Source organism: Streptomyces sp. NPDC047453, assembly GCF_040643155.1.
Classification (GTDB): domain Bacteria; phylum Actinomycetota; class Actinomycetes; order Streptomycetales; family Streptomycetaceae; genus Streptomyces.
Map to the genome: position 1 here is coordinate 131,603 of NZ_JBEYTS010000001.1, position 14,261 is coordinate 145,863.

At 70.6% G+C, this 14,261-nt stretch carries 13 protein-coding genes and 2 tRNA genes; 12 read left to right on the top strand and 3 right to left on the bottom strand.

Going from position 1 to position 14,261, the window contains the following annotated elements; genetic code table 11:
- Positions 1-55: 55 nt before the first annotated feature.
- Positions 56-1,126, top strand: coding sequence for a hypothetical protein (locus tag ABZ818_RS00535; protein WP_361408542.1), 1,071 nt, complete (start codon positions 56-58; stop codon positions 1,124-1,126).
- Between the two features lie 51 nt (positions 1,127-1,177).
- Here the strand turns inward: ABZ818_RS00535 and ABZ818_RS00540 are convergent, their stop codons facing one another.
- Entirely contained in the window at positions 1,178-2,299 is a 1,122-nt protein-coding gene (locus ABZ818_RS00540; RefSeq protein WP_361408545.1) for a M48 family metallopeptidase, read from the bottom strand.
- 89 nt (positions 2,300-2,388) lie between these two features.
- On the opposite strand from ABZ818_RS00540, the gene ABZ818_RS00545 reads away from it, so the two are divergent.
- From ABZ818_RS00545 to ABZ818_RS00590, 10 genes are all read left to right on the top strand, one after another.
- The gene (locus ABZ818_RS00545; protein WP_361408548.1) at positions 2,389-2,553 is read left to right on the top strand and encodes a hypothetical protein; all 165 of its coding nucleotides are present in this window, start codon (positions 2,389-2,391) and stop codon (positions 2,551-2,553) included.
- 186 nt (positions 2,554-2,739) lie between these two features.
- Positions 2,740-2,898 (top strand): hypothetical protein, encoded by a 159-nt coding sequence (locus ABZ818_RS00550; protein ID WP_361408551.1) that lies wholly within the window; start codon positions 2,740-2,742, stop codon positions 2,896-2,898.
- A 70-nt stretch (positions 2,899-2,968) separates the two neighbouring features.
- A complete protein-coding gene (gene nadD, locus ABZ818_RS00555) occupies positions 2,969-3,643 on the top strand; it encodes a nicotinate-nucleotide adenylyltransferase (protein ID WP_361408553.1) in 675 nt (224 codons plus the stop codon).
- Positions 3,644-3,659: 16 nt separating this feature from the next.
- Entirely contained in the window at positions 3,660-5,423 is a 1,764-nt protein-coding gene (locus ABZ818_RS00560; RefSeq protein WP_361408556.1) for an LCP family protein, read from the top strand.
- Positions 5,424-5,500: 77 nt separating this feature from the next.
- The gene (rsfS, locus tag ABZ818_RS00565) at positions 5,501-5,947 is read left to right on the top strand and encodes a ribosome silencing factor (RefSeq protein ID WP_361408559.1); all 447 of its coding nucleotides are present in this window, start codon (positions 5,501-5,503) and stop codon (positions 5,945-5,947) included.
- Complete coding sequence (locus tag ABZ818_RS00570; RefSeq protein ID WP_361408562.1) at positions 5,938-6,615, top strand: histidine phosphatase family protein; 678 nt, start codon at positions 5,938-5,940, stop codon at positions 6,613-6,615. The genes rsfS and ABZ818_RS00570 overlap by 10 nt, the downstream gene beginning before the upstream one ends.
- Before the next feature lie 119 nt (positions 6,616-6,734).
- Positions 6,735-6,807, top strand: a tRNA-Ala gene (locus ABZ818_RS00575).
- 280 nt (positions 6,808-7,087) lie between these two features.
- Positions 7,088-7,261 carry a hypothetical protein gene (locus tag ABZ818_RS00580; RefSeq protein WP_361408565.1) on the top strand — a complete coding sequence of 58 codons (174 nt, stop codon included), beginning with the start codon at positions 7,088-7,090 and terminating at the stop codon, positions 7,259-7,261.
- Positions 7,262-7,264: 3 nt separating this feature from the next.
- Complete coding sequence (locus tag ABZ818_RS00585) at positions 7,265-7,498, top strand: hypothetical protein (protein WP_100566877.1); 234 nt, start codon at positions 7,265-7,267, stop codon at positions 7,496-7,498.
- Between the two features lie 140 nt (positions 7,499-7,638).
- Positions 7,639-7,711: transfer RNA gene (locus ABZ818_RS00590), tRNA-Ala, on the top strand.
- Between the two features lie 133 nt (positions 7,712-7,844).
- Here ABZ818_RS00590 and ABZ818_RS00595 read toward each other — a convergent pair.
- Both ABZ818_RS00595 and ABZ818_RS00600 read right to left on the bottom strand, forming a co-directional pair.
- Positions 7,845-9,455 (bottom strand): NADH-ubiquinone oxidoreductase-F iron-sulfur binding region domain-containing protein, encoded by a 1,611-nt coding sequence (locus tag ABZ818_RS00595; RefSeq protein WP_361408568.1) that lies wholly within the window; start codon positions 9,453-9,455, stop codon positions 7,845-7,847.
- Positions 9,452-10,777 (bottom strand): cytochrome b/b6 domain-containing protein, encoded by a 1,326-nt coding sequence (locus tag ABZ818_RS00600; protein ID WP_361408571.1) that lies wholly within the window; start codon positions 10,775-10,777, stop codon positions 9,452-9,454. Before ABZ818_RS00600 ends, ABZ818_RS00595 begins: the two co-directional genes overlap by 4 nt.
- Before the next feature lie 447 nt (positions 10,778-11,224).
- Here ABZ818_RS00600 and leuS point away from each other — a divergent pair, with 447 nt between their 5' ends.
- Positions 11,225-14,107 (top strand): leucine--tRNA ligase, encoded by a 2,883-nt coding sequence (gene leuS / locus ABZ818_RS00605; protein WP_361408574.1) that lies wholly within the window; start codon positions 11,225-11,227, stop codon positions 14,105-14,107.
- The last annotated feature ends 154 nt before the right edge of the window (positions 14,108-14,261 follow it).

Sequence of the window (14,261 nt, forward strand, 5' to 3'; positions counted from 1 at the left end):
AACTTGTCGCACATCAGGGCGTTTACCAGGGCTTCCGGAGACCTACCCTGAAGATATGGGAGGGCCTGGCGAGCCACCTGAGGGGACACCCGAGGGCGTCCCGGGAGGTGCGGAGGACGAGTACCGATCCGTCGTCTTCGACGAGTCGTTCGTCCGGGCTGCCCACCTCCAGGAGTACTCCGCGCGTGAGCGGATGACCGACCACACCCCGGCCGTGCGCCGCCGGCCGCCGCTGCGCCGAGGGCTGCCCCGGCAGGCGCTGCTGCTGGTCCTGCTGATCGTCGTCGCCTTCGGCACCGCGATCTACATGGGAGTACGGCACCCCTACCAGAGCGCGCAGGCCCAGCGGCCCGTGGAGCCGCTGCGGATGACCGTCATCCCGCTCGCCCCGCAGGGCAAGGTGCCCGGCGCGGCCGACCCCGAATACCTCTACACGCACAGCCCGGCCGCCCAGTTCGCCATCGGCGCGGAGGGCGTACCGATGCCCGTCGTCCGGCGCACCGCGCACTTCGCCGAAAGCCAGGTCGTCGCCGCGCTGACCGTGGCGAAGGAGTACGTCGTCGCGTCCTCCCTCTACCCGGAGGTGCTCACCGGCGGCCAGACCCGCCCGGTGCGGGCGCTGCTCGACCCCGGTCAGCTCGACCAGTTCGACCAGAGCTTCGTCCGCCCCACCGCCGACGGCCGGCACGCGCCCACCGGCTGGCTCGTCCGCTTCGACCCGGCCCGGGCCGAGCTGGCCGACCGCGAGATCCGGGTGCAGGGCAGCCTCCAGGCCGTCGAGACCGACTCCTCCACCCTGGAGGTCAGCGCGGACCACACCTTCGTCTACGCGCTGAAGCCGGCCGGCTCCGCGGCGCACGCTCCGGCGTCGCTCTTCACCGTCCGGCGCGAGCTGCAGTTCCGCTTCACCCAGGACGACCTGCGGCTGCACCAGGTCCAGATCGTCGTCTCCTATGTGCAGGCCGGCCCGCTCTCCTGCGCCGGGGACTCCGCGGGGCGCTTCGAGCCACTGCTGGCCGGCCAGACGGCCAAGGCGGGCAGCCCGCCCGGCACGGACCCGTACGCCACGGACACCGCGGCGGCCCTGTGCGGCTCCCTGGCGCACAGCGCCGAGCCGAAGGTGTGACGCCGCCGCGGGCGGTGGCCGCGCGGGACCGGCCCGCGCTCGCTCGGAAGGTCAGTCCTCGTCGCGGGGCGGGGTGTCGGTGGACCGCTCGTCCTTGCCCCGGTCCTGGGGCGGGGCCGATCCCGTGAAGCCGCCGAAGCCGCGCCGCACCCGGTCGCCCAGGTCGCCGGCGCCGCCCGCCAGATCGCTGACCAGCTTCATCAGCGGGTCCTTGGAGCTCTTGACGTGGCTGGCGTAGTGGGCCGCCGACTCGCGGAAGGAGTCGGTGACCGAAGTGTCCTTGTCCTCGGTGCGGCGGGGGTAGTGGCCGTCCATGATCCGCTGGTAGTCGCGGGACTCGGCCCACTTCTTCAGCTCGGCCGCCCGCACGGTGGTGAAGGGATGCGAACGCGGCAGCACGTTGAGGATCTTCAGCACGGAGTCGCGCAGGTCGCCCCCGGCCTCGTACTCCTCGGCCTGCTCGAGGAACGCGTCCACGTTCATCTGGTGCAGGTGGTTGCCGCCCGCGATCTTCATCAGGCCCCGCATGGAGGCCTTCAGGTCCTGGCCGACGAGCAGACCGGCCCGGTCCGCCGACAGCTCCGACTTGCGGAACCACTCGCGCAGCCCGGTGACGATCGCCATGATCGCGAGGTTGCCCAGCGGGATCCAGGCGACCCGGATGGCCAGGCTCGTCAGGAACAGCAGGATCGTGCGGTACACGGCGTGCCCGGACAGGGCGTGGCCCACCTCGTGGCCGACGACCGCCCGCATCTCCTCCTCGTCGAGCAGCTCGACCAGGCCCGTGGTGACGACGATGATCGGCTCGTCCAGGCCGATGCACATCGCGTTGGGCTGGGGATCCTGGTTCACGTACATCGGCGGGACCTTCTCCAGGTCCAGGATGTAGCAGGCGTCCCGCAGCATGTCGTTCAGGTGTGCGAACTGCTGGTCGGAGACGCGGACGGAGTCGGACAGGAACAGCAGCCGGAGACTGCGCTCGGGCAGCAGGCCGCTGAGGGCCTTGAACACCGTGTCGAAGCCGCTCAGCTTGCGCAGCGCGACCAGGGCGGAGCGGTCGGCAGGGTGCTCGTACGCGCGCGAGGAGATCTCCGGGAAGCGCCTGCGCTGCCGGCTCGGCACGTGCTCCTGCCCGTCTTGTTCGCGGCCGTCGTCGGACATGTGGTCCCCCATGTGTGTCAGTGTCCCAATGCGCCCCCGAGGCAGGACCCAGCCTAGGCGGAGATACCGTGGACGGGCAGTGCAACGAAGGAGTCCACACCATGGAGCACCACCCCGCAGCCGCCTGGCTGACCGAGGCCGCCGGCGCCGCCGCCCAGCACCAGGGGACGGGCTACCTGCTCCGGGTCGTCCTGATCGTGATGGTTCTGGGCTGCGTCCTCACCGGCTGGTTCCTCCTCCGCGGCTACAAGCGGGACGACGACTGACGCGGTGGAAAGGTTCCCGAGGGCTCCCGCGGCCGTCGCGCCCGCACCGGCGGGGCCGCGCGGGCGCGGGTGGGGCGCAAGCGTCCGCGGTGCCAACGGTGGAGTCGGGGTGAGCGGTGCGCCGGGGGTTGCTTACGATGGGCCGACATCCTTGTCCCGCTCACTCCCGGATAGGTCCTGCCAAAGATGAGCTTCCCCAGCACCGCTGCTGCCCAGTTGGTCAACCTCGCCGAGTCCGAGGGGGGCAACCACGAGAGCCTCAGCCCCTTCCTCACCGGCGGTGGCGCGCTGTTCATCCTGCTGCTCCTGCTGTGGATCACCACGCGTTTCAACCGCGACCGCTGAAGCCCTGTCCGGCCCGTCCCCGGGATCTGGTTCACGGAGTCCTCAGGCCGGGCCGGTAGGGTCTGCACGCATGGGAGAGCAGGACATGCCTACCGGTCCGGCGAGTGACACGGTGAACCCCCTCGAACACGGGCCCGGAGGCGGGCCTTCGGCGTCGGGCAAGCGGCGCCTCGGCGTCATGGGCGGAACGTTCGACCCGATCCACCACGGGCACCTCGTGGCGGCCAGCGAGGTCGCCGCGCAGTTCCACCTGGACGAGGTGGTGTTCGTGCCCACCGGGCAGCCCTGGCAGAAGTCCCACCGCCATGTCTCCCCGGCGGAGGACCGCTATCTGATGACGGTCATCGCGACCGCCGAGAACCCGCAGTTCTCCGTGAGCCGCATCGACATCGACCGCGGCGGTCCCACCTACACCGTGGACACCCTGCGCGACCTGCGCGCGCTCAACCCCGACACCGACCTGTTCTTCATCACCGGCGCCGACGCGCTCGGCCAGATCCTCACCTGGCGGGACTCCGAGGAACTGTTCTCCCTCGCGCACTTCATCGGCGTCACCCGGCCCGGCCACCATCTGACCGATCCCGGCCTGCCGGAAGGCGGCGTCTCGCTCGTCGAGGTCCCCGCCCTCGCCATCTCCTCCACCGACTGCCGGGCGAGAGTCGCCAAGGGCGACCCCGTCTGGTATCTGGTGCCTGACGGAGTCGTGCGCTACATCGCCAAACGCCAGCTGTACCGAGGCGAGTGAGCCGAGAGGGGCACCGGTGAACGACCGATACGACGCTGGTCACGGAGGCGACCAGTACGAACTCGTCGGCTACGACGAGTACGGCCGGCCTGTGTACCGGCAGGTCCCCGTCCAGCAGACACCGCAGCAGGCCTACGACGCCTACGGACAGCAGGGCTACGGCTACGACCCGTACGCGACCGGCGGCCAGCAGCAACTCGATCCCTCGGCCTACCAGGGCGGTCACGACGGCGCCTATCAGGGCGGCTACGGAACCGGCTACGACGGCGGCCGCCAGTCGCCCGGTCCCTCCGGCCACGGAGCCCATGGCGCCCATGGCTCCTACGACGCGTACGGTTCCGGCGCGACGGCGGCGCCGTACGACCCGTACGGCCGGGCCGCGACCAGCGGGCAGCAGCCCCGGGTCGCCGAGCAGACCGCGCACATCCCGCAGCAGACCGGCCCGGCGGACGCCGACCGGGCGGCGCAGGGGCCCGACCGGGGCGGTGCGGACGGACCCGACTACCGCACCGAGCAGTTCGCCTTCGTCGAGGAGCCCAGCGACGACTCCGAGGACGTCATCGACTGGCTGAAGTTCACCGAGAACCGCACCGAGCGCCGCGAGGAGGCCCGCCGCCGCGCCCGCAGCCGCGTCATCGCCCTGACCGTCGTGCTGGCCCTGGTCGCGGTGGGCGGCGTCGGCTACCTCTGGTACGCCGGGAAGCTGCCCGGACTGTCGTCGCCCGGCTCCGAGACCGGCACCACGACCGCGTCCGGCGCCCAGAAGCGCGACGTGATCGTCGTCCACCTGCACGACACCGAACGGGGCGGCACGTCCACGGCGCTGCTCGTCGGCAACACCACCACCAAGCAGGGCACCACCGTCCTGCTGCCCAACTCCCTCGCCCTGACGGGCGACGACGGCACCGTCACGTCCCTCGCCAAGTCGGTCAAGGGCGACGGCTCCTCGGGTACCCGCGACCAGCTCGACACGGTCCTCGGCACCGACATCGAGGGCACCTGGCGCCTGGACACCCCCTACCTCCAGAACCTCGTCGACCTGGTCGGCAACATCGACGTCGACACCAACGCCGAGGTGCCCGACCCGGACGCCAAGAAGAAGGGCACCGCGCCCCTGATCCGCAAGGGCAAGGCGCAGACCCTCAGCGGCAAGATGGCCGTCGCATACGCCACCTACCACGCCTCGGGCGAGGGGGAGAACGCCCAGCTCGAACGGTTCGGCCAGGTGATGCAGAGCGTGCTGCGCAAGGTCCCCTCCGACGCCACGGGCGCGACGACGACGGTGCAGACGCTCCAGCAGATCCTCGACCCCTCGCTCACCGACGAGGACCTCGGCACCTTCCTCGCCAAACTGGCCGATTTCGCCAAGGGCGGCGACTACAAGACGGCGCTGCTGCCGGTGCAGACGGACGGCACGCTGAGCACGCAGACCAGCGAGAGCGTGGTCAAGGACGTCCTGGGCGGCACCGCGAAGAGCCCCGACCAGTCGTCCGCCGTCCGGGTCTCCGTGCGGAACGCCACCGGCACCAAGGGCAACACCGAGAAGGCCCGGATCGTCCTCCTGGGCGGCGGTTTCACCTTCCTGGAGGGCGGCACCGCGTCCGAGGTCCGCTCGGCGTCCCAGGTCGTCTACGCCGACGCCGCGGGCAAGGAGAAGGCCACGGAGGTCGCCAAGACCCTGGGGCTGCCCGACACCGCGGTGACGAAGGGCATGGTCACCTCGAACGCCGACGTCTCGGTCGTCCTCGGTCAGGACTACCGGGGCTCCTCGGAGCAGTGATCCCTCAATTGCGTGGGGTGTCCTCGGTGGTCCGTGAGACCCTTGGTGTCAAGTGACCGCCGAAGGAAAGCCCTGTAGTGACCGCGACCGACCACTCTCTCGACCTCATCAACACCGCCGCCCAGGCGGCCGCCGACAAACTCGCGCACGACATCATCGCGTATGACGTCAGCGACGTGCTGTCCATCACGGACGCCTTCCTGCTGGCGTCCGCGCCCAGTGACCGCCAGGTCAAGTCGATCGTCGACGAGATCGAGGAGCGGCTGCTGAAGGACCTCGGCGCCAAGCCGGTGCGCCGCGAAGGCGACCGCGAGGCCCGCTGGGTCCTGCTCGACTACGTGGACATCGTCGTGCACGTCCAGCACAGCGAGGAGCGCGTCTTCTACGCCCTGGAGCGGTTGTGGAAGGACTGCCCCGAGCTCGAACTGCCCGCCGACGCCAAGGCCACCCGGGGCAGGGCTGAGGAGCACGCCAAGCAGCAGGCCGCCGAGGAGACGGCGGAGCCAGGCGGTGAGTGGCGGTGAGCGGCGCCGCCGAGGGGCCCGGCCGGGCGCCGGGCCGTGGCCGCCGCATCATCCTGTGGCGCCACGGCCAGACTCCCTGGAACGTGGAACGGCGCTTCCAGGGCAGCACGGACGTCGAGCTGACCGAGACCGGCGTCGGCCAGGCCCGCCGTGCCGCCCGACTGCTGGCCTCCCTGCGGCCCGACGCGATCGTCTCCTCCGACCTCCTGCGGGCCGCCCGCACGGCCGCCGAGCTGGCCGCGCTCACCGGCCTTGAGGTCACCCGCGACGAGGCCCTGCGCGAGACCTATGCGGGCGTCTGGCAGGGCCTGACGCACGAGGAGATCATCGACCGGTACGGCGAGCAGTACGCCGCCTGGAAGCGCGGCGAGCCGGTGCGCCGCGGCGGCGGCGAACTGGAGACCGAGGTCGCCGACCGCGCCGCCCCCGTCGTGCTGCGGCACGTGGAGAAGGTGCCCGAGGACGGCACGCTCGTCGTGGTCAGCCACGGCGGCACCATCCGCACCACCCTCGGTCGCCTCATCGGCCTCGAACCCCACCACTGGGAGAGTCTGGGCGGCCTGTCCAACTGCTGCTGGTCGGTCCTCGGCGAGGGCGCTCGCGGCTGGCGGCTGCTGGAGCACAACGCCGGCACTCTGCCCGAGCCCGTCCTCGGCGACGACGACTGAGCCGCCCCGCGGCCCACAGGACCCGGATTTCACTTTCCGGCAGGTCGCAGGCTAAAGTTCTTCTTGTTCGCCCCGCCGAGTGGGGCGAAACACCACGCGGTTGGTTCGCGTGGAGGCAAGGGGCTATAGCTCAGTTGGTAGAGCGCCTGCATGGCATGCAGGAGGTCAGGAGTTCAATTCTCCTTAGCTCCACGGACCGGCACTCGGTTGAGTCGCCGAAGATCGTTCGCCAGGATCCCGTCCCGTTCAGGGGCGGGATTTTCTGTATTCCTGTGAACCGGCTTGAGTCACTTGAGGCTCGGGGGCGTATACCTCTGCGAGCGCGCTACCGGAGTGCCTGGACGCGCCGGCCCGGACGTCCGCGGTGCAGGCCGTGGCCGTACTGGTACCAAGGCGTCGCTGACCGTGTCGGCCCGGCCGTGGCAGAATCAAACGGCCGGAAGGGGGCGCGGCCCGACGGGAGGGAGTAGCGATGCCTGCCTGCATCCTCGAGGAGGTCGATCACCTCCTCGGTGCGGCGTTGATACGAGACACGGTCACCCGCCTCGTCTGCCCCTCCTGCGGCTCCCTCCATGTGGCCCAAGTCCTCGGCGACAACGGGGGGATCTCGTACGTGTGCACGGCCTGCGGCCACAGCTGGAGCTGACCCATGGGTGCACACAGGCGGAAGTGCGACTGGTGCGGCGGCGGCACCCCGATCGTCCGCGACATGGAGCCGATCAACCCCGACTACCAGTACTGGTGCGAGGAGTGCGCGCGGGCGCTGATCATAAAAGGCGACCCGATCGAGACCTACCGCGAACTCGAGGGAGAGCCGATCTACGGCCGGCTCCTGGAGGAGCACTGCACTCTGAAGCGGTTCTATTCGTTCGTGACGGCGTGACGTCGGCCCTGGGCTCAGGGGCGTGCCGGGCAGAGCGAAACCGATTTGGTGTTCCACCCCCTGGACCGTGTAATGTTGGCGTCGCCGCCGGGGAAACCGGGCGACACGGTCGAATACGCGGCTCAGCCGCGTGGCCACGAGGGGCTATAGCTCAGTTGGTAGAGCGCCTGCATGGCATGCAGGAGGTCAGGAGTTCAATTCTCCTTAGCTCCACAGGAAGTGAGGGCGGGTCATCCATCGGATGATCCGCCCTCGACGTATGTCCGGACGCGTACGCGGCGGCATCGGGAGCGGCAATGCGACGGCGGGTCGCCCTCCCAGAGGGGCGACCCGCCGTCGCGTGCGTTCAGCGGCCCAGAGCGCGGCGGCCGCGGCCCTGGGAGAGGACCGGCAGGTTGCGCGGCGGCGCCTGCGAGCGGGTGTCCTCCTCGAGGCGCAGGGCCAGTGCCGGGCAGCGGCGCACGGCGCGCAGGGCCTTGTCCTCCGCGTAGCGAGGAACCTTCGCCTGGGCGACGGTCGGAAAGCCGTCGGCGCCCAGTTCGAAGACCTCCGGGAGGATGTCCGCGCACAGGCCGTGTCCCCGGCACAGCGTCCAGTCGACGTAGATCTTCTGACGGCTGGAGCCGGACTCCTCGGCCTCGCCGCCGCCGGGGACGCCGGTGGGAGCCCTGCCGCCCTCGAAGAGCGGCAGGACGCCCTCGACGGGGCGTCCGCAGCCGTTGCCGAGGACGTGCGCGGCCAGGTCGTCGGTGAACGCCTTGATGGTCGATTCCAGGAACATCGCCGAGCCGTCGGGGTGCGAGCAGGCGCCGCGCCGCTTGACGTTCTTGGCGACCTGCTTGAGGGCCTCCAGGGCGGCCGGGCCGCCGCCGTTCAGGATGTCCTCCAAGCCGCGCGCGGCGGCCGGCAGGCCGAGGTAGCAGGGACCGCACTGGCCCGCGCTCTCCTCCGCCAGCCACTTCGCCACCTGGAGCGACTCGCCCAGCGGGCAGGTCTCCTGACTGATCGGCAGAATCGCCCCAGCGCCGAGTGAACCGCCCACCGCGTCCAGGGAGTTGCGCGAGACGATCGCCTCGTTGACGGTCGCCGCGTCGATCCACTTGCCGTGGTAGCCGCCGGTCAGCACGCCCTGCGGCACCGGCGGGGCGCCGGCGAGCTGGAGGACGTAGCGCAGCGGCACCCCGGTGGGCGCCTCGACCACCATGGGACGGGCGACGGCGCCGGAGATGGTCAGCATCACGGTGCCCGGCTCGTCGTACAGGCCGGTGTTGCCGTAGCGCTCCGGGCCGATGCGGGCGGCGATCGCCAGCTGGGCGAAGGTCTCCGCGTTGGACAGCAGGGTGGGCGCGCCGCCCACGCCGTTCTGCGAGGCGCTGGTCTTGCGGCCCGGCGGGATCGCGGGGCCGCCGTCGATGGAGCGGATCAGCGACGCGGCCGCGCCCGTGACCATGCGCACCGGGTTGCGCTGCACGCTCGCGCGCAGAGCCGACCTGCGGCTGTTGCTCAGTCCGCGTTCGGCGAGCGCCGCCTCCATGGAGCGCTGGGTGGACTCCCGGGTGACCCCCACCACGAGGGTGCGGGCACCGAGGGCCTCAGCGCACAGCAGGGCCCCGTCCAGGATGAGGTGCGGGGCACGGTGGATCAGGACCGTGTCCTTGCGGCAGGCCGGCTCGTCCTCGCTGCCGTTGACGACGACGACCGGCCGTACGCCGCGTTTGATCGCCGACTCGGCGACCGAGCGCAGCTTCCTGTGGAAGGGGAAGCCCGCGCCGCCGCGGCCCTTCAGATTGATGGCCTCGGAGAGCTGCGCGAGCTGCTCGCCGCCCATCGGTTCGAGCGGCCCGTGCACCTTCAGGTGCATGGGCAGATCGAGTCTTTCGACAAGGTCGAAGCCCGACGTGAGCTGGGGAAGCCCGACCACGCGGACTTCGGGGACGTCGGGCAGGGCCTCGTTCACCTGTAGCCTCCGGAAGGCGTGTTCCAAGGTTCGCCCGAACCCGGCGCGTCGTAGGAGACGCCGGGCGGTGTTTCAGTGGCGGGACCGCTGTTGTACGTGTCGTTCGGGTTGTACGTGCCGTAGGGGGCGTTCGTCTCACCGATGTCGTACACATCACGTCCGCCGTAGCCGGTGGTGCCCGCGGCAGCGCCCGGATTGTTGTAGGCCGGGATGTTGTACCCCGTGTCGTTCAGCGGGTCGTAGGCGGACGGGGGCGCCTCGCCGACCGGCGGCGGCGAGGGGATCGGCCAGCTGCCCGAGGTGCTGCCGGGGCCGTCCACGCGCGGCGTCGCGCCGGTGGCCTGCGGGTCGAACGGCATGTTCATGCGCGCGGTCTGGTCGGCCGCGAAGGGCTGCCTGTCGCGCGGCGGCGTCGCGACGGCCCGGTAGGCGGCGGCGAAGCCGGGGGCGGGTTCGGGCTCCGCGGCGGGCGCCGGCGTGTCGTACAGCGGGGAGGAGGGCCGCGGACCGCGCGGCGCCGGCCTCGTCGCGTCGGCGCGGGGGGGCGTCGCGCCGCGTGCGTTCTCGTAGCCCGGCAGCGCGGACTCCGAGGCCCTGGCCCGGCTCGCGTCCAGGTCGTCCAGCTCCGGCCGCTCGCCGCCGCCCAGCACCGACACGAGCCGGTCGGCGAGCCTGCGCTTGAACGGGCGCGGCGCCGCGCGCACGGCCAGGGCCGCCATGACGCCCAGCAGGGACAGGCCGTAGAGGATGAAGAAGATCGGCTTGGCCTCCCGGCCCGCGTACAGGCCGTGCACCAGCGCCGCGCACCAGGCCGGGTACGCCAGCATGTGCATCGCCCGCCAGCGCGCCGCGACCGGGGCGGGGGTGGCGAAGTTGCTGCGCAGCGCCCCGGTGATGCCCACGAAGATCATCAGCAGGCCGGCCAGGGAGCCGAGGCCGACCAGGCCCTCGATCCCGGTGAGGCCGAGCGAGAACGGGATCAGCGCGGCGATCAGCTGGGTGTGCCCCAGCACGATCTTGGTGGTGATGTGCACCAGGAGGAACGCGATCGAGGCGACCGCCGTGGTCCGGTGCACCGCCTGGCCCACGATTCGCTGGCGTGTGTTGAGGATGATCCGGTCCTGGGCGACCAGGCCCCAGATCACCGAGCAGCTGAGCGAGACGAGCGAGAGCACGCCCGCGCCGAAGTTCAGGAACTCGCGGAACTGGCTGCCTCCGGCCAGTACGACCACGGGTATGAGGAGCAGGACGACAGCCGATGCCACCCCATAGGCCGAGCGGCCGGGTTTGGGGAGGGAGCTGTTACTGCGACGAGGGTTCATGGGGGCGACTCCGAGCGGTTCGGGAAAGCGGTCCCGGGCACGAACTCTAAGTGGCTCCAAACCGAGCAGTACGCCGTTTGAGTTATTGCGTTGTTATCAACGGCGCTGCCGGGGCTCGTGTTGTCCCCATAGGATCCATTACGCCGGGTTAAATTTGAACTATGTTCAGCTTTTCTGAACCTTCACAAACGGACCCCCGGTCCCTCACGGCTCGCCGAGGTCCGCGTCCCGCCCCGCGGACGCTCGTCGCCCCGCACTCGACGGCTGCGGTACCCTGACGCCATGCGTGCCGTACGCCTTCTGCTTAGCGAGCCGCGCTGATCAGTCCCGACCGCCGGACCAATCGGATGGTCGGCATCGGCGCGGCGTCCCCTCCTGTGCGAGGGGATTTTTCGTTTCTGAAAGTCGCAGCCGTGGGCAGAGACGATCGATGGAGCTTTGAGGATCATGAGCGAGACGAACCCCGCTGCCGCCTCCGAGGTGGCAGCGCCGCACCGCTACACGGCCGCCGTGGCGGCCGACATCGAGGCACGCTGGCAGGACTTCTGGGACGCCGACGGCACCTACGCGGCGCCGAACCCCAAGGGTGACCTGGCGGGCGACCCCGAGCTGGTCGCCCGGCCCAAGAAGTTCATCATGGACATGTTCCCCTACCCCTCCGGTGCGGGCCTGCACGTCGGTCACCCGCTCGGGTACATCGCCACCGACGTGTACGCCCGCTTCCAGCGGATGACCGGCCACAACGTCCTGCACACCCTGGGCTTCGACGCCTTCGGCCTGCCCGCCGAGCAGTACGCCGTGCAGACCGGCACCCACCCGCGGGTGTCCACCGAGGCCAACATCGAGAACATGAAGGCGCAGCTGCGCCGGCTGGGCCTGGGCCACGACAAGCGCCGGTCGTTCGCCACGATCGACCCGGACTACTACAAGTGGACCCAGTGGATCTTCCTGCAGATCTTCAACTCCTGGTACGACGACGAGGCCGGGAAGGCCCGTCCGATCTCGCAGCTGATCGCCCAGTTCGAATCCGGTGAGCGGGTCGTGCCGGGGCACACGCGCGCGTGGCCCGAGCTGAGCGCCGCCGAGCGCGCCGAGGTCCTGGGCGAGTTCCGCCTGGCCTACGCCTCCGACTCGCCCGTCAACTGGTGCCCCGGCCTGGGCACCGTGCTGGCCAACGAGGAGGTCACGGCCGACGGCCGCTCCGAGCGTGGCAACTTCCCGGTCTTCAAGGCCAAGCTGCGCCAGTGGAACATGCGCATCACCGCCTACGCCGACCGGCTGCTGGACGACCTGGAGGAGCTGGACTGGCCCGAGGCCATCAAGCTCCAGCAGCGCAACTGGATCGGCCGCTCCGAGGGCGCCCGCGTCGACTTCCCGATCGACGGCGAGCGGATCACGATCTTCACCACCCGCCAGGACACCCTGTTCGGCGCCACCTACATGGTGCTGGCGCCCGAGCACCCGCTGGTGGAGAAGTTCACCCCGGCCGCCTGGCCGGAGGGCACCCACGAGGTGTGGACCGGTGGCCACGCCACCCCGGCCGAGGCCGTCGCCGCCTACCGCGCCCAGGCAGCCTCGAAGTCGGACGTGGAGCGCCAGGCCGAGGCCAAGGACAAGACCGGCGTCTTCACCGGCGCGTTCGCCGTCAACCCGGTCAACGGCGAGAAGATCCCGGTCTTCATCGCCGACTACGTCCTGATGGGCTACGGCACCGGCGCGATCATGGCCGTCCCCGCCCACGACAGCCGCGACTTCGCCTTCGCGCGCGCTTTCGAACTGCCGATGCGCTGCGTGGTCGAGCCGGCCGACGACCGCGGCACGGACACCTCGACCTGGGACGACGCCTTCGCCTCGTACGACGCGAAGATCGTGAACTCCGCCGGCGACGACGTGAAGCTGGACGGCCTGGGCGTCGTCGACGCCAAGGCGCGCATCACCGAGTGGCTGGAGCGCAAGGGCATCGGCGAGGGCACCGTCAACTTCCGCCTGCGCGACTGGCTGTTCAGCCGCCAGCGCTACTGGGGCGAGCCCTTCCCGATCGTCTACGACGAGGACGGCGTGGCCCACGCGCTGCCCGAGTCGATGCTGCCGCTGGAGCTGCCCGAGGTCGAGGACTACTCGCCGCGCACCTTCGACCCGGACGACGCCGACACCCAGCCCGAGACGCCGCTGTCGCGCAACGAGGACTGGGTCAACGTCACCCTGGACCTGGGCGACGGGCCGAGGAAGTACCGCCGCGAGACCAACACCATGCCCAACTGGGCCGGTTCCTGCTGGTACGAGTTCCGCTATCTGGACCCGCACAACGACCGGCAGCTGGTCGACCCGGAGATCGAGCGCTACTGGATGGGCCCGCGCGAGGGCATGCCCCACGGCGGCGTCGACCTGTACGTCGGCGGCGCCGAGCACGCCGTGCTGCACCTGCTGTACGCGCGCTTCTGGTCCAAGGTCCTGTACGAGCTGGGGCACGTCTCCTCGCCGGAGCCGTTCCACAAGCTGTTCAACCAGGGCATGATCCAGGCCTACGTCTACCGCGACAGCCGTGGCATCGCGGTGCCGGCCGCCGAGGTGGAGGAGCGCGACGGCGCGTACTACTACCAGGGCGAGAAGGTCTCCCGGCTGCTGGGCAAGATGGGCAAGTCCCTGAAGAACGCGGTCACTCCGGACGAGATCTGCGCCGAGTACGGGGCCGACACGCTGCGCCTGTACGAGATGGCGATGGGACCGCTGGACGTCTCCCGGCCGTGGGACACGCGCGCGGTGGTGGGCCAGTTCCGGCTGCTGCAGCGGCTGTGGCGCAACATCGTCGACGAGGCGACCGGTGAGGTCACCGTCGTCGACGCCGAGGACGCCGACATCGACGAGGAGACGCTGCGCGCCCTGCACAAGGCGATCGACGGCGTCCGCCAGGACCTGGAGGGCCTGCGTTTCAACACAGCCATCGCCAAGGTGACGGAGCTGAACAACCACCTGACCAAGACGGGCCGGTCCGTGCCGCGCTCGGTCGCCGGGCGGCTGGTGCTGATGGTCGCCCCGCTGGCCCCGCACATCGCCGAGGAGCTGTGGCACAAGCTGGGCCACTCCGGCTCGGTCGTCCACCAGGACTTCCCCGTCGCCGACCCGGCGTACGTCGTCGACGAGACCGTGACCTGCGTCGTCCAGGTCAAGGGCAAGGTGAAGGCGCGCCTGGAGGTCTCCCCGGCCATCTCCGAGGAGGAGCTGGAGAAGGTGGCGCTTGCCGACGAGAAGGTCGTCGCGGCGCTGGAGGGCGCGGGCATCCGCAAGGTGATCGTGCGGGCGCCGAAGCTGGTGAACATCGTTCCGGCGTGAGTGCGTGCGGGACGGGGTGTGAGCTGTCGTTCGGCGTGAGCGCGTGTGCACGCGTGCGCGTGAGGGCCGGGGCGTGAGTGCCTCGGGGTAGTCCCCTACGGGCAGGTTCGGGGTTCTTCTGGAACCCGGGGCCTGCCCATTGCGTTTACCGTGG